The 23,731-nt window shown below is 59.5% G+C and carries 22 protein-coding genes; 11 read left to right on the forward strand and 11 right to left on the reverse strand.

Annotated features, from left to right (window positions below):
• Window position 1: 1 nt before the first annotated feature.
• The 5 genes from QSV77_RS21130 to QSV77_RS21150 all read left to right on the forward strand — a co-directional run bounded on the left by QSV77_RS21130 (window position 2) and on the right by QSV77_RS21150 (window position 5,121).
• Window positions 2-904 (forward strand): sugar phosphate isomerase/epimerase, encoded by a 903-nt coding sequence (locus QSV77_RS21130; protein ID WP_302734952.1) that lies wholly within the window; start codon window positions 2-4, stop codon window positions 902-904.
• Between the two features lie 62 nt (window positions 905-966).
• Entirely contained in the window at window positions 967-2,199 is a 1,233-nt protein-coding gene (locus QSV77_RS21135; RefSeq protein ID WP_302734953.1) for a sugar ABC transporter substrate-binding protein, read from the forward strand.
• 113 nt (window positions 2,200-2,312) lie between these two features.
• Window positions 2,313-3,215 carry a carbohydrate ABC transporter permease gene (locus tag QSV77_RS21140; RefSeq protein WP_142858903.1) on the forward strand — a complete coding sequence of 301 codons (903 nt, stop codon included), beginning with the start codon at window positions 2,313-2,315 and terminating at the stop codon, window positions 3,213-3,215.
• Window positions 3,212-4,039 (forward strand): carbohydrate ABC transporter permease, encoded by an 828-nt coding sequence (locus QSV77_RS21145; RefSeq protein ID WP_302734954.1) that lies wholly within the window; start codon window positions 3,212-3,214, stop codon window positions 4,037-4,039. Before QSV77_RS21140 ends, QSV77_RS21145 begins: the two co-directional genes overlap by 4 nt.
• The gene (locus QSV77_RS21150) at window positions 4,036-5,121 is read left to right on the forward strand and encodes an ABC transporter ATP-binding protein (RefSeq protein ID WP_302734955.1); all 1,086 of its coding nucleotides are present in this window, start codon (window positions 4,036-4,038) and stop codon (window positions 5,119-5,121) included. Before QSV77_RS21145 ends, QSV77_RS21150 begins: the two co-directional genes overlap by 4 nt.
• A gap of 89 nt (window positions 5,122-5,210) precedes the next feature.
• Here QSV77_RS21150 and QSV77_RS21155 read toward each other — a convergent pair whose 3' ends face one another.
• Together QSV77_RS21155 and QSV77_RS21160 are read right to left on the reverse strand one after the other, a co-directional pair.
• Complete coding sequence (locus tag QSV77_RS21155) at window positions 5,211-5,891, reverse strand: pyridoxal 5'-phosphate synthase (RefSeq protein WP_302734956.1); 681 nt, start codon at window positions 5,889-5,891, stop codon at window positions 5,211-5,213.
• Entirely contained in the window at window positions 5,888-6,607 is a 720-nt protein-coding gene (locus tag QSV77_RS21160) for an HAD family hydrolase (RefSeq protein WP_302734957.1), read from the reverse strand. The genes QSV77_RS21155 and QSV77_RS21160 overlap by 4 nt, the downstream gene beginning before the upstream one ends.
• A gap of 106 nt (window positions 6,608-6,713) precedes the next feature.
• On the opposite strand from QSV77_RS21160, the gene phnF reads away from it, so the two are divergent.
• Both phnF and QSV77_RS21170 read left to right on the forward strand, forming a co-directional pair.
• On the forward strand, window positions 6,714-7,436 hold the full coding sequence (gene phnF, locus QSV77_RS21165; protein ID WP_302734958.1) for a phosphonate metabolism transcriptional regulator PhnF: 723 nt from the start codon (window positions 6,714-6,716) through the stop codon (window positions 7,434-7,436).
• A gap of 17 nt (window positions 7,437-7,453) precedes the next feature.
• Window positions 7,454-7,678, forward strand: coding sequence for a hypothetical protein (locus QSV77_RS21170; RefSeq protein ID WP_302734959.1), 225 nt, complete (start codon window positions 7,454-7,456; stop codon window positions 7,676-7,678).
• A gap of 31 nt (window positions 7,679-7,709) precedes the next feature.
• On the opposite strand, the gene QSV77_RS21175 is transcribed toward QSV77_RS21170, so the two are convergent.
• Window positions 7,710-8,378: a transglutaminase-like cysteine peptidase gene (locus tag QSV77_RS21175; RefSeq protein ID WP_302734960.1), complete on the reverse strand. Its 669-nt coding sequence runs from the start codon at window positions 8,376-8,378 to the stop codon at window positions 7,710-7,712.
• Window positions 8,379-8,608: 230 nt separating this feature from the next.
• On the opposite strand from QSV77_RS21175, the gene QSV77_RS21180 reads away from it, so the two are divergent.
• The 3 genes from QSV77_RS21180 to QSV77_RS21190 all read left to right on the forward strand — a co-directional run bounded on the left by QSV77_RS21180 (window position 8,609) and on the right by QSV77_RS21190 (window position 12,275).
• Window positions 8,609-9,625, forward strand: a complete 1,017-nt coding sequence (locus QSV77_RS21180; RefSeq protein WP_302734961.1) for a DUF1402 family protein — start codon at window positions 8,609-8,611, stop codon at window positions 9,623-9,625.
• Between the two features lie 110 nt (window positions 9,626-9,735).
• A complete protein-coding gene (locus QSV77_RS21185) occupies window positions 9,736-10,386 on the forward strand; it encodes a DedA family protein (protein ID WP_302734962.1) in 651 nt (216 codons plus the stop codon).
• Between the two features lie 332 nt (window positions 10,387-10,718).
• Window positions 10,719-12,275, forward strand: coding sequence for a TerC family protein (locus QSV77_RS21190; protein WP_142842938.1), 1,557 nt, complete (start codon window positions 10,719-10,721; stop codon window positions 12,273-12,275).
• Window positions 12,276-12,397: 122 nt separating this feature from the next.
• Here the strand turns inward: QSV77_RS21190 and QSV77_RS21195 are convergent, their stop codons facing one another.
• The 7 genes from QSV77_RS21195 to QSV77_RS21225 all read right to left on the reverse strand — a co-directional run bounded on the left by QSV77_RS21195 (window position 12,398) and on the right by QSV77_RS21225 (window position 20,511).
• Window positions 12,398-13,024, reverse strand: a complete 627-nt coding sequence (locus QSV77_RS21195; protein ID WP_142842939.1) for a dual specificity protein phosphatase — start codon at window positions 13,022-13,024, stop codon at window positions 12,398-12,400.
• Window positions 13,025-13,056: 32 nt separating this feature from the next.
• A complete protein-coding gene (locus tag QSV77_RS21200) occupies window positions 13,057-13,974 on the reverse strand; it encodes an inositol monophosphatase (protein ID WP_302734963.1) in 918 nt (305 codons plus the stop codon).
• Between the two features lie 63 nt (window positions 13,975-14,037).
• Window positions 14,038-15,108: an ABC transporter substrate-binding protein gene (locus QSV77_RS21205; protein WP_302735286.1), complete on the reverse strand. Its 1,071-nt coding sequence runs from the start codon at window positions 15,106-15,108 to the stop codon at window positions 14,038-14,040.
• A gap of 94 nt (window positions 15,109-15,202) precedes the next feature.
• The gene (locus QSV77_RS21210; RefSeq protein WP_302734964.1) at window positions 15,203-16,351 is read right to left on the reverse strand and encodes an ABC transporter substrate-binding protein; all 1,149 of its coding nucleotides are present in this window, start codon (window positions 16,349-16,351) and stop codon (window positions 15,203-15,205) included.
• Window positions 16,352-16,365: 14 nt separating this feature from the next.
• Complete coding sequence (locus QSV77_RS21215) at window positions 16,366-17,490, reverse strand: ABC transporter substrate-binding protein (protein WP_302734965.1); 1,125 nt, start codon at window positions 17,488-17,490, stop codon at window positions 16,366-16,368.
• A 34-nt stretch (window positions 17,491-17,524) separates the two neighbouring features.
• Window positions 17,525-18,658 (reverse strand): ABC transporter ATP-binding protein, encoded by a 1,134-nt coding sequence (locus tag QSV77_RS21220; protein ID WP_302734966.1) that lies wholly within the window; start codon window positions 18,656-18,658, stop codon window positions 17,525-17,527.
• Window positions 18,658-20,511 carry an iron ABC transporter permease gene (locus QSV77_RS21225; RefSeq protein ID WP_142842945.1) on the reverse strand — a complete coding sequence of 618 codons (1,854 nt, stop codon included), beginning with the start codon at window positions 20,509-20,511 and terminating at the stop codon, window positions 18,658-18,660. The genes QSV77_RS21220 and QSV77_RS21225 overlap by 1 nt, the downstream gene beginning before the upstream one ends.
• Window positions 20,512-21,028: 517 nt before the next feature.
• Between QSV77_RS21225 and QSV77_RS21230 the strand changes: the two genes are divergently transcribed.
• Entirely contained in the window at window positions 21,029-22,015 is a 987-nt protein-coding gene (locus QSV77_RS21230) for a LacI family DNA-binding transcriptional regulator (RefSeq protein ID WP_142842946.1), read from the forward strand.
• Here QSV77_RS21230 and QSV77_RS21235 read toward each other — a convergent pair.
• Window positions 22,012-23,655 (reverse strand): Na/Pi cotransporter family protein, encoded by a 1,644-nt coding sequence (locus tag QSV77_RS21235; RefSeq protein ID WP_302734967.1) that lies wholly within the window; start codon window positions 23,653-23,655, stop codon window positions 22,012-22,014. The genes QSV77_RS21230 and QSV77_RS21235 overlap by 4 nt on opposite strands.
• Window positions 23,656-23,731 lie beyond the last annotated feature (76 nt).

The raw sequence follows: 23,731 nt of genomic DNA on the forward strand, positions 1-23,731 counted from the left end.
CGTGAGCAATCCGGCAAAATCCATCCGTATCGGCACCATGGTCAGCGCCACCAAGGGACAGGCGGCTGAGCGCATCGGCCAGATAGCCGATCTCGGCTTTGAAAGCTTCGAGCCGTTCTTCTGGCAGACGACCAACGGTCAGGACATCGCTGAACTCGGCAAGCGCTGCCGCGAGGCGATCGGCGAACGCGACATCACCATCAGCACGCTGGGCATGTTCGGCAATCCGCTGGAAGAAACCGAGATCGACCTGCAGACATTGCAGGGCTGGAAAGACTGCATCGACAATGCCCATCATTTCGGCGCGACCTGTGTTGCTGGCTTTACCGGCCGGTTGCGTGGCAAGCCCCTACCCGAGAGCCTGCCCCGATACAGGCAAATCTGGAGCGAGCTTGCAAAACGCGCCGCCGACAAGGGCGTGAAGATCGCCTTTGAAAACTGCGCCATGGACGGCAACTGGCAGACAGGCGACTGGAACATCGCCCACAACCCGGACGCCTGGGAACTGATCTTCAACGAAACGCCGGATGACAATATCGGCATCGAATGGGAACCCTGCCACCAGATGGTTTACCTCATCGATCCGCTGCCGCAGATCCGCAAATGGGCGGACAAGATTTTCCACGTGCACGGCAAGGACGCGACCATTCGCTGGGACGTCATCCGCGAGCACGGCATTTTCGGCAAGGAGAAGTTCGTCTTCATGCGCACGCCGGGCTTTGGCGACAGCAACTGGACCGACATTGTTTCTGAACTGCGCCTTGCCGGCTGGTCCGGCTCCATCGACATCGAAGGCTGGCATGACCCCGTCTATCGCGACGCGCTGGAAATGACGGGCCAGGTGCATGGTCTGAACTATCTGAAAAAATGCCGCGGCGGCGATTTCGTCGTCGACCCGACATAACGGAAACCTTTGGGGAGAAGATTTCCGAAAACTGCAGCGACGATAACCAAAAGGAGGAGATTATGGGTATCGCGAAATGCATGATGGCCGGCGCATTTGTGCTGGCGGGCGTATCCGCCGGCGCGATTGCCGCCCACGCGGAGGACGTGACATTGACCCTGTGGTCGCTGGATCGTGATATCCAGCCGGCACCGAACCTCATAAACGAGTTCAACAAGCTCAATAACGGCATCAAGATCGAATATCGGCAATTGCAGTTCGACGATGTGGTGAGCGAAGCGATGCGCGCCTATTCGACCGGCAATGCGCCCGACATCATCGCCATCGACAACCCCAACCACGCCATGTTCGCCGCCCGCGGCGCCTTTCTTGACGTGACCGGCATGATCGCCAAGTCGGATGTTATCAAGACGGAAAACTATTTTCCCGGGCCGCTGAAATCGGTGATGTGGGACGGCAAATATTTCGGCGTGCCGAAGGCGACGAATACGATTGCGCTTTATTACAACAAGGACCTGTTCAAGGCCGCCGGGCTCGATGCGGCAAAACCGCCGCAGACCTGGGACGAGCTGGTGGAAGCGGCCCGCAAGCTGACCAACCCTTCAAAGAACGTCTATGGCATCAGCTTCAGCGCCAAGGCCAATGAGGAAGGCACCTTCCAGTTCCTGCCCTGGGCGCAGATGGCGGGCGCGACCTACAAGAACATCAATACCGAGGGTGCCGTCAAAGCGCTCGAAACGTGGAAACTGATGCTGGATGAAAAGCTGGCGTCACCGGACACGCTGACGCGCAGCCAGTGGGATTCCACCGCCACCTTCAACGCCGGCAATGCCGCCATGGTCATTTCCGGCCCATGGGAAATCGACCGCATGCTGAAGGACGCCAAGTTCGACTGGGGTGTTGCCCTGCTGCCGGTGCCTACACCCGACGCCCCCCGGTCTTCGGCCATGGGCGATTATAACTGGGCGATCTTCTCCAAGACCAAACATCCGGAAGAGGCTTTCAAGGCCATCGAATTCTTCGCGTCTCAAGACAAGGACATGTTCAAGAACTTCGGTCAATTGCCGGCGCGCTCGGATGTTCCCGTGCCGCCGACCGGCAATGCGCTGAAGGATGAGGCGCTGAAGACCTTTGTCGAGCAGCTGAAATATGCGCAGCCGCGTGGCCCCTCACCCGAATGGCCGAAGATTTCCAAGGCCATTCAGGACGCCATCCAGGGCGCCCTGTCGGGACAGATGACGCCGAAAGCCGCGCTCGATCAGGCCGCTGAAAAGATAAAGCTGGTCGAAGGCTGATTGGATGGACGGGCGAGCGGAGTGTCCGACGCCCATCCGCAGGGTTCCTCCCGGTGGGGTCGCCTGTCGCAAAATGCGGCGGCGGCCCCAAGCGGAGCTTGCGAGGATGTTTCATGAAAAAACTGTTTTCCAGCGTCAGTGACGGTCGCGGTTTCGACATTGTCCTTGTCGCCCTGCCCTTGAGTTTCCTGTTCGTCATGGCGGGTCTGCCGCTCATCTACAACATTGTCATGAGCTTTCAGGAAGTCGACATGTTCAGCCTGGGCACCTTCGTGCGCCCGTTTGTCGGCTTCAAGAATTACGTCGATCTGTTCCGGCAGCCGGAAACCCTGCCGATCCTGATGAACACCGTCACCTTCGTGGTCGCCTCGATTGCCGGGCAGTTCGCCATCGGTTTCGGACTGGCGCTGTTCTTCTGGGTGAATTTTCCGGGCGCCACCTGGCTGCGCGGCCTGTTCCTCGTGTCCTGGGTCATGCCCGGCCTCGTCGTCGGCGCCATCTGGAACTGGATCCTGTCCGGCGATTTCGGTGTGCTGAATTTCTTCCTGCGGGAAAGCGGCCTGATTTCAGGCAATATCTTCTGGCGTTCGGATGCCAACTTTTCACTCTGGGCCGTCGTCATCGCCAATGTCTGGCTCGGCACCTCCTTCAACATGATCCTGCTTTCCGTCGGCCTCGCCTCAATCCCCGGCGATCTTTACGAGGCGGCGGAACTGGACGGGGCGAACGCCTGGCAACGCTTTTACACCATCACCCTGCCGATGATGCGCTCCACCATCGGCGCGATCGTCTCGCTCGGGTTGATCTTCACGTTACAGCAATTCGATCTTTTCGCCGCCATTACCGATGGTGGGCCGAACAACAGTTCCAACGTGGCGCAATATTGGGCCTGGGATCTGTCGTTCCGACAATATGATTTCGGCAAGGGCGCAACGATCTCGGTCATCATGATCGTTTTCGTCATGCTGGCTTCCATCGTTTATGTGCGTTCCACACGGCATGAGGTGCGCGGATGAGCACCACCAACCGCAATCGCCTGATGCTGGCAATCGCCATCGTGCTCGCCATCATCTACCTCTTCCCGCTTTACTGGATGTATCTGACCTCGCTTAAAAGCGGCTCGGAGATGTTCGCCAACCCGCCCGGTTTCTGGCCGACAGACCCGCAATGGCAGACCTATGCTTATGTCTGGAACAGCCGCAACATGGGCCGATATCTCTGGAATTCGGTGCTGATCGCCTCGGGCGCTGTGCTGTTGATCACCATTCTCGGTGTCGGTTGCGCCTATGTGCTGGCGCGGTATCGCAATGTCTGGGTGGATATCGGTCTGTTTCTCATCCTCATGCTGCAGGTTCTGCCGGCATCGCTGATGATCACACCGATCTTCGTCGGCTTCTCGCAATTCGGGCTTCTGGATTATCCGCGCCTTTCGGTCATCCTCGCCATTGCGGCAAAAAGCATGCCCTTCTTCGTGGTCCTTGTGCGCGCCACCTTCATGGCCGTGCCGCAGGAGCTGGAAGAGGCGGCGCTGGTGGACGGCAATTCACGGGTCGGCGCGTTTTTCAACATCGTGCTGCCGCTTGCCAGAAACGGCATCCTCGTCAGCGCCATCCTCATTTTCATGCAGGCCTTCGGCGAATTCGTCTATTCGAAATCGATGATACAGGCAGCCGAATTGCAGCCCGCCAGCGTCGGCCTCAATTCCTTCATGGGCCCTAATACCAGCGAATGGAACAACATCATGGCCTATGCGACCATGTATGTGACGCCCATTCTTGCCCTCTTCATTCTCTTGCAGCGCCGCATCGTGTCCGGCCTGACCTCAGGAGCACTCAAATGACCCTTCAGATCGAACTTTCCGGCGTCAACAAATATTACGGCGCCTTTCATGCCCTGAAAAATATCGACCTTTCCATCAAGAAAGGCACTTTTGTCGCACTTGTCGGCCCTTCCGGCTGCGGCAAATCCACGCTTCTGCGTTCACTCGCCGGGCTGGAAACCATATCGGCCGGCGACATGCGCATTGCCGGCACGCTCATGAATGGCGTGCCGCCGCGCAAGCGGGATGTGGCGATGGTGTTCCAGTCCTATGCGCTCTACCCGCATATGACGGTGGAGGAAAACCTCACCTATTCCCTGCGCATGCGCCGCGTCGCCAAGGCCGAGGCCCGCAAGGCGGCGGAAGAAGTCGCTGCCACCACGGGTCTTTCAAAGCTGATGAAGCGTTATCCGCGTGAACTTTCCGGCGGCCAGCGCCAGCGCGTGGCCATGAGCCGGGCGATCATCCGCAATCCGCAGGCCTTCCTGTTCGACGAGCCACTTTCCAATCTCGATGCGGCGCTGCGCGTCCATATGCGCAAGGAAATTCGCGCGCTGCACGACCGCCTGCACGCAACCTCGGTCTATGTTACCCATGACCAGATCGAGGCGATGACCATGGCCGATCATGTCGTCGTCATGCGCGATGGCGTGATCGAACAGCAGGGCACGCCGCTGGAACTATACGATCGCCCGGTCAATCGTTTCGTGGCGGGCTTCATCGGTTCACCGGCGATGAATTTCATTCCGGCCACCGTCAGCCCGGATGGCGCTTCGCTTCTGTTGCGGTTCGGCGAAGGTGAGCCGCAGCAGCCAATCAGCAATCCGGCCGCCCTGCCGCCGGGCCAGCAAGTGATCGTCGGCATCAGGCCGGAACACATAAGGCCCGTAGCGGCAAATGGCGCGGCATTGACGCTGCCCGTTTCGGCCGTGGAAACCACCGGCTCGGCCACATTCCTCACAACGGGCACATCCACGGAACTGATCATCGCGGTGCAGGGACGCAGCGAAGTCAAAGCCGGAGAGGTCATAGGCCTCGACATCAACCCATCGGATATGCATCTCTTCGATGAAGAAACGGGCGTCGGTCTTGCAAGCCGATAAGCCGATAAGCCGATAAGCCGATAAGCCGAAGACAAGCAGGACACCGGACCGTCGCAAACCAAAGCGGTTTCCAACGGTCCGGGTCGGTTTCACGGCCAGAGAAGAGACCTATCCCAGGTCGCGCTGTCTCCGGAGAGAACATATCGCAGCCGCTTGTGATTGCGGTCGGATGCCCCCTGCCAGAACTCCGCGACAACGGGCGCAACGGCATAGAAACGCCATCCCGGGGAAACATAATCCGGATTGGCCGCGATGAGTGCCTGCGCCTCGGCCATGCGGCTTTCAAGGCCCTCGCCCGCTTCCAGAATTTCGCTTTGCCGCGAGGCGATGGCGCTGGCCCGCGAGCTGGCGGGCCGGTCGAGAAAATCTTCCGCACATTCACTGTCAGAAAGCATGATTGCGGGGCCACGCAGGCGGACCTGCCGCCCGAGGGCAGACCAGTAGAAGGTCAAAGCGACATACGACCTGTTTTCGATCTGTCGGCCCTTGGGGCTCTCGGCCTTAACCGCAAAATGCCAGCCGCGTTCATCGAGGTTTTTCAAGATCAGCATGCGGGCATCGGGCCAACCATTCTCGTCCACCGTGGACAAGGTCATGGCGTGCGGCTCGCGGATACCGGCATTGAGGGCATCATCCAGCCACAGCGCGAAAGCGTCCTGCGGCGTATCGGGCAGCGCAAGCGGATCGCACTCCGGAAGCGGCGCTTTCAGCGACGGGATTTGGCGCAGCCTGTCTTTCATCGACAGGGCGATGGCCTCGGAACATGTCATAGTCGGTTCTCCTCTAAAATAATGGCGGGAATGGCGGAAAGCTCGGTGACCGAAAGTCCGGGCCCCGGGCCTTCGGGTCTCAGCAAGATGGTCGAGAGACCGGCGGCGCGACCACCGGCAATGTCGGCATGGGGATTGTCACCGATCATCCAGCAAGCACGATGCGGTGCCAGAACCCCGGCCACATGACGAAAAAGCGCGGTCGAGGGCTTCTCAAGGCCGATCCGCCCGGAGGAAAAAACGTGATCCATGTAACCGGAGAGCCCGATGCTTTTCACCAGTGACGGCAGTTCCGGCGCGAAATTGGACAGGATCACATGACGCCAGCCGACAGCAGATAATTGCGCCAGCACGGACATCGCCTGCGGATCGACTTCCCAGCCGGCGGGATCGAGATAGATCTCACGCGAGCGTTCTGCGACCTCCGCCGCCATGCTTCGGTCCATGCCCAGCGCCACGAGCGCTGCTTCGGCTGCGGTGAGAATGGCGCGCCACCACCCTTCCGCATCTTCCACGAAGGCATGTGCGAGTTCCGCCCGATGCCAGGGAAACGCCCCGGACAAAAACGGACGGATATTGTCAGCCATGCCGAGGACGGCGGGATCGGCCAATCCCGCTGCGGCCTCCAGCGCGCCGGTATAACGTCCCCTCCGAACGGCAAGGGTCCCTTCAAAATCCCAAACAATGTAGCGATAACGCGAAATACTGGTATTCATGCGAACAACCGGGATGAATGAGTTATAAATGGAATAAACCTCATTTTAGAGGTATATACCTTTAAACCCATTCATGTGACATCTGCAAGACAATCGGACGCCGCGCATGGACAACGGAACATCAGAAACACAATCGCTCTGGCGGCAGGTCGCCGCCGCATTGCGCGGGCGGATCGAACAGGGGCAGTTGAAGCCGGGCGAAAAAATTCCCTCCAGCCAGGACATCGCCCGGGAATTCAACGTCAACCGGATGACCGCGCGCAGGGCGCTGGCATCACTGGAAGAACAAGGCCTGCTGCGCATTCTGCACGGCAGCGGCACTTTTGTCAGCGAAGCGCCGATCCCTTACGTCGTTGGCCGCCGCGTGCATTTCGACCGCAATCTTGAAGCCGTGAATACGCGCCCGGAACGCAAACTGCTGCGCTGGTGGCTTGAACCGGCGACGCAAGACGTCGCGACAGCTCTTGGTCTTGGCGCAAAAGCGCCGCTGATTGCCCTGGAAATCAGCGCTTACGCCAACGGCCACCCCATCGGCATCGGCACGCGCTTTTGTTGCGCGACACGGTTTTCCGGTTTTCCGGAAATTTTCGAAGAGCTCGGGTCGATCAGCGAAACGCTGAAACGGTTCGGCGTGGATGATTATCACCGTGCAAAAACAATCGTCGTCGCAAGACTGCCCGCTCCTCACGAACATCATTTCCTCAAATCATCCAAATCCCTGCCGGTCCTCGCCTATACCGCGATAGACCGGGCGACGGACGGCAACCCGATATCCTGCTTCATCGGCTGCTTCTCGTCACAGGCGATCGAATTGCACATCACCGACTGAATATCGGGAAAACGCGAATGAAACGGAACATGAAGACCTGCCTTTTTATTGGCATGGCCGCCCTTCTGGCATTTGCCGCTTTCCAGCTGAAGGATTTTCACATCGGCATAGGGGAGCGCGCCATGGGCGGCTATGATGGTTCCTCCACCGACCCTGAAGCAGCCTCCGATGCTGCGCGCGAAGCAAGGGAGGCGGCCGCACGCGCCAAAGCCGCAGTCGACGCCCTGAAACGCCAGGACTAGCTGTTGCAGCAGGCTCCCGGAAACCGCTGGTTCAGCGGTTCCTGAACAGATCGATGATGTTGCGGCGCGCGGTGGTTGCGGGCACGGCGGTGCCGCGATCGACCTCCCGCGCGGCGATGGCCGGCGAACCGGAGCCATCAATATCCACCCAGCGACCGGCATGATCCGTGGATTGACGCTTGAGATAGCTATAGGGCGTCTCGTCCCAGCGGAGGATTTTCGGCTTCATATTGTCGAGAATGAAATCGCCGCGATCCGTCCTTACCGTGAGGACCGCATGACCATCGCCCCGCTCGTCACGGACAACCGTGATCAGCAGGTTGGAGGCCGGCAGACCGATATCCATCAGCCGCTTGCGCTTTTCCAGCACGAGGTCGTCGCAATCCCCCGCACCCTTATAGGGATATTCCCAGTAGTCCTCGTAGCCCCACACTTCCATGTCGGAGCGCTGATCGATTTCGACATTGACGGCGCTGTTGACCGAAACCATGGTTTTCCAGTTGTCGGGCGTGAGATGAAGCGGCGGCATGGCCTTCACGGGCTGACACTCCGCCGAATGCCGCTGGCAGAATTCATAATGTCCAACCGGCTGGGAAGTGATCGCGCCCGTCGACATCGACGGCGAAGCCTCTGCCGGTGAAAGCAGACCGGCCACGGTCAGAACAAAACATGCCTGCAGCAATTTGTTGAAATAGCTCATGTTCATCTCCTGATGACATGACCTATCGCTGCCGGTTTGAGTTCAAATGAAACAAACCGCTCGACTTTTAACGATCCCGAAAATTGGCGAACCTGCTACCGCCGGGTCGTGCGACACCCTTCGTAATCGCCAAGAACGGGAATGTGAGCGGCGGCAAACTTGCCATGCGGGGATGGCCTGCCTAAGAAAGGCACACCACCACGATGAATCCCCGTTACAGAGAATGTTGCATGAGCCTGTTTGCGAAGATCACCCGCACAGCCACCGTCATCATGACGCTGGCCTGCCTTCCTTCTTACGCCGTCGCGCAGCAGATGACTGTCGTTCCTCCCGGAAATCGCTCCGCCGAGCAGCCGGAAATACCACGAGCCTCGGCGATCCGGACCAAGGCTTTCTACACGACCTACGAGGAAAAATTCGGCAAGACGATTAACCTCCTGAACAGCGAGCCCGCCCTTCTCAGCAAGATCAGGAAGGCAGCAGCGGCCTATGGCATCGACCCGATCCACATTGTCGGCGCCATCGTCGGTGAGCACACCTTCAACGTCTCGGCCGTGGATCGCCTGCAGACCTATTACGTCAAGGCCATTTCTTACGCCGAACTCGATATCAGGTTCAGCTATAATGGCGTTTCACTGAAGTCATTCCTTCAGCGGCCGGAATTCCGGTCCTGCGAGCCGCTTGCCACCACCTCCGAACAATGGAGCTGCCGCGATACCGTCTGGGACGAAGATTTCCGCGGCAAGGTGGTGGATGGCGCCAGCTACGAGGCCATCTCGTTCCAGCGCGCCTTCTTCCAGCCCTTTTATGCGGGACAGACCTTCGGGCTTGGCCAGATCAGCCCGCTGACGGCGTTGCAGGTCACCGACCTCGTCAACAGGACGAGCGGCCTGCCGAAACTCTCGGCGGACAGGCCAAAGGAAATCTACCGCGACGTCATGGACCCCGACCGCAGCATCATCTACATCGCCGCCATCATCAGGGATTCCATCGATGCCTACCGGGAAAAGGGCTTCGACATCTCGGGCAATCCCGGCATTACCGCGACGCTCTATAATGTCGGCCAGCCAAGGCGGCGCGCCGAACGGCTGCGGGTGGCGGTGGATGCGGGCGCAAAAACCCGCCTGCCGGTTGAAAATTACTATGGATGGCTGATCAACGACCGCCTCGACATCCTGAAAAACATTCTTAATGGCAAGGGCGTCGACCAGCGAACGACATCGGACATCGGCGAGAAAACGCGATAGCGACCGTTCCGTCGCAACCTCGTCAATCCTTGAGTGAGCCGGCCATCGCGTTGGTTATGGTTCGGACGGCGATAACAATTTCGTCATCTTGAATATCTGCGGAGTTCGATTTGGACAGTCTTCTCGAAACAACAGAAACCTTCATTCGCACACATCAGACATGGGCGGGCGTGATTGTCGGCTTCATTGCCTTCGGGGAATCGATCGTCATTCTCGGGCTCATAATTCCGGCCACGGCGCTGATGCTTCTGATCGGCGGGCTGGTCGGCAGCGGCGTCATCGACCGCTTTCCCGTGGTCACGGGAGCGATCCTCGGCGCGGTACTTGGCGACATCGTATCCTACATGATGGGCAAATGGCTGGGGCCGAGCGTGGTCCATCGATGGCCATTGCGGCACTATCGCGAACGGGTCGCTCGGGTGCGGCTCTTTTTCCGGAAATATGGCTTCTTTGCCGTGTTTTTCGGCCGTTTTTTCGGGCCTTTGCGCTGCACGGTTCCTCTGGTGGCAGGCATGATCGGCATGGATCAGCGCCGCTTCCAGGCTGCCAATATCGCCTCCGCAATTCTCTGGGTGCCGGTGCTGCTTGCCCCGGGCTGGCTCGCGGCAAAAGGCGCCGAACAGTTTGGCGAACTCACCGAAGTCCACTGGCTGGGCCTTGCGGTTCTGGCGACGGCAATCGCAATTCTGATCGCCTTTGTCGGCGCCTTGATCACGCGACGCATGACCCCCGCGAGGAAGAGGCCAAGCCGCGCGCGGTGATGGCGCAGTGCCGGCAGATTTCGCCGTTCCGCAAGCGCGCCACATCAGGCTCCAGCTGCCGGCATCAGGCCAGGCTGGATGAAAATGCTTTCCCGTCCAGGAGAAATCTGCTAATTCAGCCCGCACAAGAATTCACGGATAGCGGGATAAATTCGCCCTATGCCTGACGAAGGCGACAGTACCGACAGTAGTCGACACCGAACGAGGCTGGCTCGCGTGAAGCGCAGCCAGCCTCGGATTTTCTTGTTTTCCTCAACGCGACAGCTTTCAGCCTCGGATGTTCAGTCCGGGGCTTTACGTGTTCGCATCCATTCCCATAAAGGCTCCTGAACATGGAATTCCTAGCAGATCCGAACATCTGGATCGGCCTCGTCACCCTTATCGTTCTCGAAGTCGTTCTCGGCATCGACAATCTCGTCTTCATCGCGATCCTTGCCGACAAGCTACCACCACACCAGCGCCACAAGGCTCGGGTCATCGGCCTGTCGCTGGCGCTCATCATGCGCGTCCTGCTGCTGTTTTCGATCTCATGGATCGTCACGCTGACGCGGCCATTGTTTACAGTCGCGGATTTTTCCTTCTCCGGACGCGATCTCATCCTCATCATCGGCGGCGCCTTCCTGCTCGCCAAGGGAACCATGGAGCTGCACGAACGGCTTGAGGGTGACCACAAGCCGAAGCAGGGCAAGGTGGTCCATGCGGTCTTCTGGCAGGTCATCGTGCAGATCGTCGTGCTCGACGCCGTGTTCTCGCTCGACAGCGTCATTACCGCCGTCGGCATGGTCAACAATCTCTGGGTAATGATCACCGCCGTCTGCGTGGCCATGGCCGTGATGATGGCGGCCTCCAGGCCGCTGATGACATTCGTGTCGAAACATCCGACCGTGGTCATTCTCTGCCTAGGCTTCCTGTTGATGATTGGTTTCAGCCTGATCGTCGAAGGTTTCGGTTTCCATCTTCCGAAGGGTTACCTCTATGCGGCCATCGGCTTTTCCGTGCTCATTGAGGCGGCAAACCAGCTTGGCAGGCGCAACCGCGAAAAGCGCATCACCGCCGGTGATATGCGTGAGCGCACCTCCGACGCCATACTGCGGCTTCTTGGCGGCCGGGTGGGTGAACAGCCGCTTGGCGAGACGGCCGATCTTATCGCCGAACAGGCCACCCTCAGCGACCTGTTCAAATCCGAAGAAAAGGACATGATCCGCGGCGTGCTGACACTTGCCGAACGCCCCGTTGTCTCGATCATGACACCACGCACCGAGATCGACTGGCTGGATATCGACGCCGACCCGGAGACGCTGCGCCACCGCCTGCTGGAACTCGATCATTCCCGGTTGATGCTCGCGCAGGGCAAGCTGGACTCCTTCCTCGGTGTGGCGGCCACAAAGGACCTGCTGCGCGATCTTCTGCGTGACGGCAGCCTGAACCTTGAAAGCTCGCTGCGGCAGCCGCTTGTGGTGCATGAGAGCGCCACGGCCCTGCAGGTCATGGAACAGCTGCGTAAATCCCCATTGCAGATGGCCGTCATCATCGATGAATACGGTACGCTGCAGGGTATCGCCACGCCGACGGATATTCTCGAGGCGATCGCCGGCGAATTCCCCGAAGAAGGCGAAGAATTGCTGATTTCGGAAAAGGCGGAAGACGGCTCCTGGCTTATCGACGGCGCCGTCGATATCAGAAGGGCGTCTTATCTTCTCGACATCGATCTCGTGGATGAAGCCGACCGTTACTCCACCGTCGCGGGCTACATCCTGTGGCGTCTCAACCGCCTCCCCGAGGTCGGCGAGCGTGTTTCCGGCGACGGCTTCGCTTTCGAGATCGTATCCCGTTCGGAACGGAACATCGAGAAGGTCCGGGCGTGGAATGACGCGGTGAGCGAAGCTTAAAACCGAACGGCCGAGAGGATGCCTGACTGGCAACCTCTCGGCACACACGGCGTCACCCCCCCGGCCTCGTGCCGAGGGTTTGTCACTGCCCCGAAATCAGGGAGGACCGAGGCGGCCTTTCTTTAATGCGCGGCGTCGATCATCGCGATCCAGCCGGCAGCCCGGCGGGCAGCGTCCGCAAGCACGGGCTTCGGTGCCTTGAACCATTCGTTTTCCGGCAATTCACGCTTCACGCGAACGAAGTCGATGGCATCGTCAAGCGTCGGGAATTCCACCGGCAGCGTCAGGTGCAGAAAAAGCGCAACGACGGCGACGGAACGCGAACGTCCTCCCCGGCAATTGATGAGCACGCTGCCGCGCTCCCGCCGGGGATAGGACGGTTTGTCGGGCAATATCTGCTCCAGCGCCGCCCGCAGAATATAATGGGCAGCAACCATCTGGGTATCGGGGTTTCCGGCGCCATCGATCAGGCCGATCTTGTAATAACGGATTTCGCCCGGCCCATAGACACTGCCCTCATGATCGGAAACGATTTGCGGCTGCTCCACAAAATTGAAATCGAGATTAACGGCGCAATTGACGACGGTGGTGATGCCGTTCTGACGCAGAAGGTTGAGGTCGCTCGCGCCCTCCTTGCCGGAAATGAAAAGATCGACGCCATAAAGCGGATGCCGCTCATAGATGCGGCTGAGCTTCGGCAATTCGCGGGATTCCTGCTCTGGGGATTGGATCTTTTCCGGTTGTGGCATGTCATGTCTCCGTCGGTGCCGATATTACGTCTTCAGGCCTTCGTGGCCGGTTGGCTATGCTGCGCTTTCGCCTTTACGGTGCGGGCTGCGGATATGGACCGCGCCACCCGCTGCAATGTCGGGTAGTTCGCCCCTTCGCCCGTGGCGATATAGCCGGGGCAGAGGAAATCGGCGGAGCCTTCCGCCACCTTTCCAAGGGTGAGGGGCTCATAGGTTCCGCCCGCGTTCTTGAGGATAAGAATGGCTGCGGCCACATCCCAGGCATTAACGCCGAAACCGGCGGCCGCATCCGTCCAGCCCGCCGCAACATGGGCGATGCTGAGCGCGGCGCTGCCAGGCCGACGCAATGTCGAGAAGGTCTCGACAAGAGCGCCGAAATTGGCGAGCGCCGCTTCCCGCCCATCCAGCCGGAAATCACGCGAGACAGGATAACCGGTGATCAAGGTCGCCCAGGTCTCGTCTGCAACACTGCGGGAGCGCAGCTTGTCTCCGTCCAGATAGGAAGCTTCAAGGTTGGCGGAAAACATCTGGTCCGCCACGGGATCATAGACCACGCCGGCAACGGCCTCGCCGTCAATGACGGCGGCAATCGACACGCACCAGAAGGCGAGACCACGGGCGAAATTAGCCGTGCCGTCAATCGGATCGACATACCACTGCACATCGCCGCTGCCGATCTGGCCGCCTTCTTCGCCCATGATTGCTGAATTGGGTTCGCTTGCGAGAATGACGGCACGAATGGCGGCTTCAGCGCGCTTGTCATGAATGGTGACGATGTCGTGGAGATCGACTTTATAGTCCACCGCCATTTCCGAGCGGAATGCCGAAAGCAGCGGATCACGCACGGCACGCGCAGCCGTCTCGGCGATTTTCATCAGCCGCATCGAACGGGAAAGCGCCGCCTCATTTCCAGATTTGCGCTCGGTTGAAGATGCGGTCTGCATTGGCATATCCAGTCTGTTCGTTCAAAAAAGAAGGAGGAGGGGGCGCGGCCTGGGCCGCGCCAGCCGGGATTATTTCGTGTAGTTGACGCGCCAGACGTCCTGCCATTCCTCACGGCGGTCGAAGTCATCAAGGCCAGTGGCGGAATCATAGCCCATCAGCCTGTCGGCGACCTTCATAAGCCCCGAGGGTTCGTCAGCCGGCATCTTGATGTCGATATTGGTCGGCAGCTTGCCGTCCTTCATCTGCGGGGCGATGCCCTCTTCCGTCAGGACATAATGGATGAAGAGCTTCGCCATATTCGGGCTCTTGGTCTTGGAGGCGATCAGCCCAAGCTTGATGTAGGTCCAGCCGACCCATGGATCGAGGCCCGTGCAGAGGCCGAGCTTGTAACCCTTGTCGGCATTGTCGCGAAACTTCGCCGAACTGAGCAGGCCGAAGAAGGGCTGTTTCTGGCCTGGCGCACCGACAGCTTCCGCCACCGGGTCATCACCTTCGGTGGCAAGCGGACCGTTTGCAGCCATTGCCTTGATCCAGGCGGCCGACGCGCCTTTTTCCTCTATCTCCTTGCCGAAATGGGCCTTGTAGGCTGCAGCCACCTTCTGATTTCCATGGGCCTCGAGCTGGTTGAACCAGTCCGTATAGGTGCTCTTGCTCAAGGGGTCGACCATGGCGACCTTGCCTTTCCATTGCGGCTCGGTCAGTTCCCAGATGTTGCCCACCGGGCATTTGTCATGGGCTTCGGTATTATAGGCCCAGACATTGGCGTTGGTGGAAATTGCCAGCGGGTTCTGAAACTGCGCCGGGATTTTCGAGGCCATGTCGCCCGGCAGGTAATTCTCGACAAAACCCGCCGGCAGAAGCTGCGCGAGTGCCGATGGCGCATCGGTAATCAGCACCACATCGCCCTGTACGTTGCCGGACTGGCTTTCGCGGATGATCATCTCCAGCTGGCTATTGGCCGAGACCTTCACGCCCGTTGCCTTCAGCCCGTATTTGGCGCTGAACTTATCGGCCATCTCGACGATCTTGCCGGTGCTGTCATAGATATTGATCGGCTTTTCCTGCTTTGCCGCCGCCAGGATCTTATCCAGATCGAAGGCCTCTTCGGCCGCAGCGGCCATTGCAGACAATCCGATCATTGCCGCAGCAATGGCTGACGCCGCTCTCAAATTGGTTCTTTTCATCGTTTCCCCTCCCAAGGAAAGACAGGCGGGCTTGGCGCCCGCCTTCCGTTTATTTTTTGTAGTTCACCCGCCAGAAATCCTGCCAACCTTCGCGCTTGTCGAGGTCGTCGGCCGCCGTTGCGGCATCGAACGCCATCAGCTCATCGAGATGATCTGCGACCTTCGAGGGTTCATCCGCCGGCAGGGCGATTTTCGTGTTGCCGGAGAGTTTGCCGTCGGCGGTCTGCGGTGCGATGCCCTCTTCCGTCATCAGGTAATGCAGGAAAAGCTTTGCCGCATTCGGGCTTTTCGTCTGCCCGGCAATCAAGCCGAAACCGGGGTATAGAAATCCGGAAAAGGGCTTTACGCCGCTGCAAAGCCCGAGCTTCAGCCCCTTGGCCTCATTGTCACGATATTTCGCCACAGAGGTGATGACGAAGAAGGGATCGGCCTGCCCCGGCGCACCGGCCGCATCCGCAACCGAACTTGAATCCGTCAGCAGCGGCGCATTTTCGGCAAAGGCCTTCACCCAGGCCGCCGTTGCGCTTTTTTCGCCTGTTTCCAGCTTTTTGCCGTAGAGATCCTCATAGGCCCTGGCGACATCGGCATCGTGGTGGGTTTCGATCTGGTTGAACCAGTCGGCATAAAGCGGCTTGTCGAAGAGATCGAGCATGGCCAGCTTGCCCTTCCACCGCGGCTCCGTCAGCTGCCAGATATTGGTGACCGGGCATGTGTCGTATTTCTCGGTATTGTAGGTAAACACATGCGGGTCCGAGACGACGACCAGCGGATCGCGCAGCTTTTGCGGAATATCGCCTTCCATATCCGGCGGTGACCAACTGGTGGCGATGCCTTCCGGCAAAAGCTCCCCCATGGCGGAGGCGACATCGGTTGCGACGCTGACATCGCCGACGACATTGCCGGCCCGATGCTCGCGGATCATCAGCTCAACCTGCGTCGCCTCGTTCACCTTCTTGCCGCTCGCCTGCACGCCGTATTTGGCGGTGAAGGCCTGCGCGGTATCAACGATCTTGCCGGTCACCGCATAAACGGTGATCGGCTTTTCCTTCTTCGCGGCATCGATGAGCGCATCGAGATTAAAAGCGTCCTGCGCGTGCGCGGCAGCGCCAACCGCCAGCGAGAAGCCAAGGCAAATTGCGGAGGCGGTCCCCCGCCGCCTGCGCTCATTGCCATTCCTGTTCTGAGTAGTGATCGTCACCAAGTGCTCCCCCGTTATTTTTTGTAGTTCACGCGCCAGAAGTCCTGCCAGGTTTCGCGCGCATCCCAGTCGTCAAGGCTGGTGGCCATGCTGTAGGGCAGGATGTCATTAAGAACCGCGCCGATACCCGAAGGCTCGTCGGCAGGCAGGCTCACCTCCTTGTTCGTCGACATCTTGCCGTCGATTGCCTGCGGCGCGATGCCTTCAGCGGTCATAATGTAATGAATGAAGAGCTTCGCCGCGTTCGGGCTATCCGTGCCCTTGGTAATCAGGCCGACGCCCGGATAAAGCCAGCCGGCCCACGGCTTCAGCTCCTTGCAGAGGCCGAGTTTCATGCCCTTCTCGGCGTTGTCACGGAACTTGGCTGAGCTGATGAGGCCCATGAACGCGTCCCTCTGGCCGGGCGAACCCACGGCTTCGGCGGCCGCCGCATCGGCGTCGGTCAAAAGCGGGGCGTTGGCAGCAAGTGCCTTTACCCAGGCTGCGGTGGCGCTCGTCTCTGCTGTTTCGAGATCCTTGCCGTAGAGCGTCTTGTAGGCGGCTTTCACCTCGTCATCGCCGTGCTTGGCCATCTGGTTGAACCAGTCGACATAGGATGCCTTGCCGAGCGGATCCTGCATCGCCACCTTGCCCTTCCATTTCGGGTCGGTCAGTTCCCAGATGTTGGAAACGGGGCATTTGTCGAAAAGCTCGCTATTATAGGCCCAGACATTGGCGCTGGTGACGACGGTAAGCGGATCCTGATATTCCGGCGGAATATTGCCGGCCATATCCGGCGGCAGCCAGCTTTCGACAAAACCCATCGGAATAAGCTGCGCCATCGCCGCCGGCGCATCGCTGATGATCGAGACGTCGCCCTGAATATTGTTGGCGCGCGCCTCGCGGATGATCATTTCCAGCTGGGCCGAGGCCTTCACCTTCGCGCCCTCGGCACCAACGCCATATTTCGCGGCAAAGTTCTTCGCCATTTCGACGATCTTGCCGGTGCTGTCATAAACGGTGATCGGTTTTTCCTTTTTTGCCGCCTCGATCAGGGCATTGAGGTCGAACGGCTCTTCCGCCTTCGCCGCGCCACCAAACGTTGCGACAATTGCCGTTGCACATAACAGCCGGCTCAAACCCGTCATTGTCCGCTTCATACTGTTTCTCCTTCAGCCATTTTTGCCGGCGTTTTCAGTTGTAGGTGCTGTTGCGTAGAACGGCGTCCGCCTCGGTGACCCGCTGTCCCTTTGCATCGAAAGCGTGCAGGGCTTCCGGCGGCACGTGGAAAAACACGCGGTCGCCGCTGTCGATACGCGGCAGGGAATGGGTGGTGAGGAACAGCGTGTGATTTTCGCTTCTCAGTTCAAGAATCCAGCTGCCGCCGGTCGGCAGCACGCCCGTTACCGTCATCTCGCCGGAGAAGCTGCCCTGTGGCACGTCTTCCGGCTTCATCACGTAACCCATTGCCTCCGGCCGCATGCCGACCGAGGCAATGCCGCGCAGTTGCGGATAACGCGCCGCAAAATAGGCTTCCCCCTTATCGGCAACATCGGAGACGCCGGGCTGGCCGAAGGTCAGGATATTGACCGGCGGGCTGCCGACGAATTCGGCGACGAAGCGGTTGGCCGGGCGATCATAGATATCGTTCGGCGTGCCCATCTGCTGCAGCGTGCCCTCGTTCATGACGGCGATGGTGGTGGCAAGCGTCATGGCTTCCCACTGGTCGTGCGTCACGAAGACGATGGTGGTCTTGAACTCCTTGTGCAGCCGCTTCAGTTCGGCGCGCATTTCCAGCCGCAGCCGGGCATCCAGATTGGAGAGTGGTTCGTCCAGAAGCAGAACGCCGGGATTGACGGCAAGCATGCGGGCAAGCGCCACGCGCTGCTGCTGGCCACCGGAAAGCTGCGACGGGTAACGATCGCGATATTTGGCGATATCGAGCGCCTGCATGACGCGTTCGACACGGGCTTCACGTTCGGCCTTCGGCAGCTTGCGCAGACGCAGGCCGAAATCCGTGTTGCGCTCGATCGTCAAATGCGGCCACAGCGCATAGCTCTGGAAGACCAAGCCCATTTCACGCTTTTCAGGCGGCACGAAGATGCCATCGGTAACGGAATCGATCACCCGGTCGCCGACGCGGATTTCCCCGCCGGAGAGGTTTTCGAGGCCGGCGATCATCCGCAGCGTCGTGGTCTTGCCGCAGCCGGAAGGGCCGAGCAGGCACATGAATTCGCCGTCGCGGATTTCAAGATCGAGATCGGAAACCGCATTTGCGGAATTCACACCGTAGTTTTTCTGCGCACCGCGCAGGTTGATGGTAGGCATCAGCTTCCAAGTCCTTCTGCAAGATTTGTGCGGGTCAGTTTCTGGGCCAACAGCGTGCCGAAATAGGCGATGCCGGCGATGATCAGCACCACGGCGTTGGCGGCCTGCGTGTAGTGGTAATCGACCAGCCGCAGCGAATAGGTGGTCAACACGTCCGTGCTCGGCACCGCGAGGATGACGAAGAGGCTCAAGCCTTTGATGCCCGAGATGAAGGGCAGGAGAACCCCCGTCACCAGCGACCCCTTCTGGATCGGGATGACGATGGAGATCATGCGGCGGAACCAGCCGGCGCCGGCAATCTGCGCCGCCTCTTCCGGGTCCTTTCCAAGCTGCGTCATGGCCGAGATGCCGGCGCGTGAGGCATAGGGCATCTGGTCGGCAATCAGCGCCAGTATGAGGATCGTCACCGTGCCATAGAGCGCCGGCATCGGCCCGCGCGGAACGGCAAACAACGACAGATAGGCGGCGGCAAAAGCGATGCCGGGCACGAGATAGGGCAGGAACGTTACCTGTCGCAGATAGACCGACAGGGCGCGCACCGGCGTGCGGATGACGACATAACCGACCAGGAGACCGAGAACGCCTGATGTCAGCGAGGCAAGCCCGACGATCATCATCGTGTTTTTGGCGGCCGCCCAGAGATCAGGGCTCAGGAGCACGCCGGTCTGCAAAGCCACGGTGTTGAGGTTGGTGCCAATCCAGTAATCGAGCGTGAAGTTGTCGAGCGTGAATTTGGCCGGCATTTTCATGATGGTCGAGAGCGCCAGCGTCAGAAGCGGCAGACCGACGCTGAGGATGAAGATGGCAGCCGCAAAGCCGGTTGCCGGAAGCCGCATCTTGCCGAGGCGGTTTTGCCGGTTCATCGACCCTTTCGAACCGATGGTCACGAACCGGCGCGCTTCGCGAACGAGGCGGGCATCGATCATCAGCGTGATGATGCCGATGAGCATGATCGAGGCCGCAACGACACCGGCAACACCGGTCTGGCGCGATGCAATGCTACGGAACAGCGAGGTGGACAGGACTTCGAACTTCACGGGCAGCCCGAGAACATAGGGTACGCCGAATTCACCGAGGCACTTCGCAAAGATCAGCACCATGGAAGACAACAGCGCCGGGCGCATCAGCGGCATGATCACCTGCAAGGCCACCTGATAACGGTGTGCACCGAGAATGCGGGCGGAATCTTCAAGCTGCGAGTCAAAGCGGCGAAGCGCCGAGCCGAACAGCAGGATGACGAAAGGCGTATAATGCAGGGCAAGGATGATGGTGATCGGGAAACGCCCATAGGCAACCCAGTCCGGCGGAGTGAGACCGATAGCCTCGAACCAGCCGGGCTGGCCACCAACGGTGCGGTTCTTGAACAGGGTCGTCCAGGCCAGCGCAAAGGTCCAGGCCGGCAGCATATAGGGCACGATCAGCGCGGTGGCGAACCAACGGCGGCCGAACATGTCCGTACGGCTGATAAGCCAGGCAAGCACGGTGCCGATGACCAGCGAAAGCGCGATCGCCCCGAAAGCCACTGTCAGCGTGTTAAAGAGCGGTCGCCAGAAAAGGTCTGTCGCGACAGGCGAGAAAAACGCCCTGTCGAGATAATAAAGCGTGAGGTCGCCAACATCCTTGCCAAGACGCCGTTCATGGCCGAACTGGACGCGGACGGCGTCGAGAATAATCGAAATGATCGGAACGACGATCAGATAGGTAAAAAGCAGGGCCGTCAGAACGCCGATTAGCGTCGTCGGCTCCCGGAGCGCGACCTTGAGGCGGTATCGCCAGGCCTGCCATGCCGAAGGCGCGGTCGCAGGGGGACGCCCCAATGCCTCCGCCTTCGTTGATTCGCTTAAAAGAGCCATTATCTCTCCCCGTATGGCCACGCCATTGCCCTGACACGCCGGCAAGCATCTGCCTTCGCGAAGCCTGAAAAACAGACGGCGCGTGCGTGACCTTCAACAATGCATCAATGCTTCAGAAGCGGGCTTCCAACCCGCCCACAACGATGATCCCAGCTCCTCCCGAAAACATCGCCGGCAAAGCGGAGGTAGAATAAAAATTCCATAACTCACTTCACCTTGGAATGCATGATCCGTCTTAAAAGATGTTTTGTCAACGAAAAAATGCACACGTGATCACTATCTTATTTATTTGTTTTAAAACGTCTTTTTGTCACAAAACTGTAATTTTTTGAGCGCGACATTCAGAGGAATGTTTTTCCCGACGCGAGGGCAATGGAACGAATGAGACATTTCCCCGGGATGTGCGCGGTCATCCCACTCAAGCGCAGCGGCAGGCAGCCGAAAAATTTCGATTGGAATAGCCGACGCCACATCGCCTGTGATATCAGGCATAGGATTTCGCAACGGGGGGAGTTGAATGGCGAGAGGGTTCGTGACAGCCGAAGAGGTGGCAAAAAAGGCCGGGGTCTCGCGCTCCGCCGTCTCGCGCACCTTCACTCCCGGCGGCAGCGTTTCGAAGGTGGTGCGGCGCAAGGTGCTGAAAGCCGCGCAAGAACTTGGCTACCGCGTCAATCGTCTGGCGCAGGGCCTTAATAATGATCGCTCCAACCTCATCGGTGTCGTCGGCGCCAATCTGAGTTCGCCCTTCATTTCAAAGCAGCTCGATCTGCTCAGCATCGGCCTTCTGCGTCGCGGCCTGCAATGCCTGCTGCTGAATGCGGCGGATGCGCGCAAGGACATCGCGCCGCTGATCGAGCTTCTTTTCGAGTTCCGCGCCCAGGCAATCGTCGTTCTTTCCGGCGAACCGCCGGCTTCGATCGTTGATGAATGCATCGCCAATGGCGTGCGCCTCATCCTCATCAATCAGCGTCTCGACCGCACTGACACCAATATGGTGCTGAGCGACGATTCCCACGGTGCCGACCTTGCCGCCATGCGGCTTGTGGCGGCCAAGTGCCGCAAGGTCGCGGTCATTTCCAGCGGCAGCCAGACCCCGGCGCAGCTGCGCCGCGCCGGCGCCTTCACCCAGCGCATGACCATCGAAGGCATCGAGGTCGTTCCCTGGTCCGGCGGACCAACAAGCTATGACAGCGGTTATCAGGCCGGTTGCGAATTGCTGGCCGACAAGGCGATCGATGGCGCTTTCTGCGTGACCGATCTGCTGGCGCTCGGTTTCATGGACGCCGCACGTCTGGAAATGGGTCGCCGGGTGCCGGAAGATCTCTCGATCGTCGGTTTCGATGACATTCCGCAGGCCGGCTGGAAAAGTTATCAACTGACCACCGTTGCCCAATCCTTCGACGCGCTGACCGAAAAAGTCCTGACCGCACTCGACAGCGACCTGCCGGAAACCCGGCTTCAGGTCGTGCCCGTTTCCATGGTCGAGCGCATCACCGCGCGCTAACCCACCTGCTTGATGCGGCTTTCAATCAGGAGGCCGCTTTCATCAAGGATAGGATGGGCGACGGCAGCAATATGGGCATTGATGCGCTTGAGATCGCGCAGCATGTCCAGATGCACGGAGCTGGTCTGGATGCTATCGGCCCGGCCGTCGCGCAGGCGTTGCAGATGGCGCTCCGAAGACTGCTTTTCGAGGCGCCGCACGTCTTCCTTCACTTCCACCAGCCGGCGGGCAAGATCGGCATTGCGGGTCGCGAAAACCGATTGGGCCATGCGGATATTATCCAGTGTGACGGCGAAAAGACGCTCCAGCTCATTCTTGCCGTCAGCGGAAAACTGCAGGCCAAGATCGATCTTCTTGGCGATTTCCGGACGGATGCCTTTCTCGATGATATCGCCGATATGCTCGAGATTGATGGCATATTCGACGATATCCATCGCGCGGCGCTGGTCTTTGCGGCAAAGCCCGTCATGCCCGACTTTCGAGACATAGACCTTGATGTCATGTTGGATACGGTCGACCCGGCCTTCCAGCGTACTGATGTCGTTGAGTTTCGCCACGTCGCTATCGCGCATCGCCTCATTTGCCTGTCGCAGCATGCGCTCGATCAGGTCGCCGACCAGCAGCACCTCGCGGCTCGCACCGGCAAGTGCTGCAACCGGCTGATCGAGATCGTGACTGTCGAGATAGCTGTGGCTGCTTTCGCCTCCCTCTTTTTCCGGCAGCATTGCCTTCGTTACCCGCAAAAGCAGCGGTGAGAGCGGCCATGCGATGGCGGCAACAGCCAGATTGAAGAAAAGATGCGCATCAACAGCGAGATTGGCGTGCGAAAAGGGCGACATATCCAGAAGCACCGCGCCATATCCGGCAAAAGGCAGGGCCAGGAGACAGCCGATGACCCTGACGATGAGGTTGCCGACAGTCACCCGGCGCGCCGCAATCGGCGCTTTCAGCGTTGCCAGCACCGGCGGCACCGCACCGCCGAGATTGGCGCCGAGCACCAGCACGATGACAAGGCTCGTTTCGATGCCGCCACTTGCCGCGAGCGACAGGATGAGAACGACAATTGCCAGACTGGAAGATGCCAGTACCGCCAGGACGGCGGAGAAAATCAGCGCCACCGGCCAGGCATTGCCAAGCAATGAAATGAAGAGACCAAGCGCCGGAGATTGTCTGATCGGATCGGTCGCCGCAGAAAGAAGATGCAGGGAAAGCAGCATCAGGCCGACGCCGGCAAGCGCCGCACCCGCTCCCTGCCGTTGCGCCGATTTTCCCCGTAGCAGGATGACGCCGGCGAGGATGAGCATCGGCGACAGCCAGCCAAGCCCGAGCGCGACAATCCACGCGGTCATCGCGGTGCCAACATTGGCCCCCAGCAGCACGATCTGCGCCATGGCCGACGCGATAAGGTCTTTTTCAACGAAGGAAGCGACCATCAGCGCGGTCGCGGTCGAACTCTGCAAGGCGATCGTCGCCACGAGACCGGCAACAAAGGAGCGAAAACCGCCCCGCGTGCTGGCGGCAAGACCGGTGCGAAGCCTGGCGCCAAATGCGCGCGACATGCCGTCCTTGATCTGCGCAAGGCCGAAAAGCAGCAGCGCCACCGCGCCGAACAGATTGATGCTGACAACGACCGATTCCATCGGATCACCTCGCTTGTCGTCCCTGCCGCCGGCCTGCACCTAGGGCTGCGATGCAGCGGCCCGTTGCAAAACCTTC

The sequence above is a fragment of the Agrobacterium sp. V1 genome (genome assembly GCF_030518355.1).
GTDB lineage: Bacteria > Pseudomonadota > Alphaproteobacteria > Rhizobiales > Rhizobiaceae > Agrobacterium > Agrobacterium cucumeris.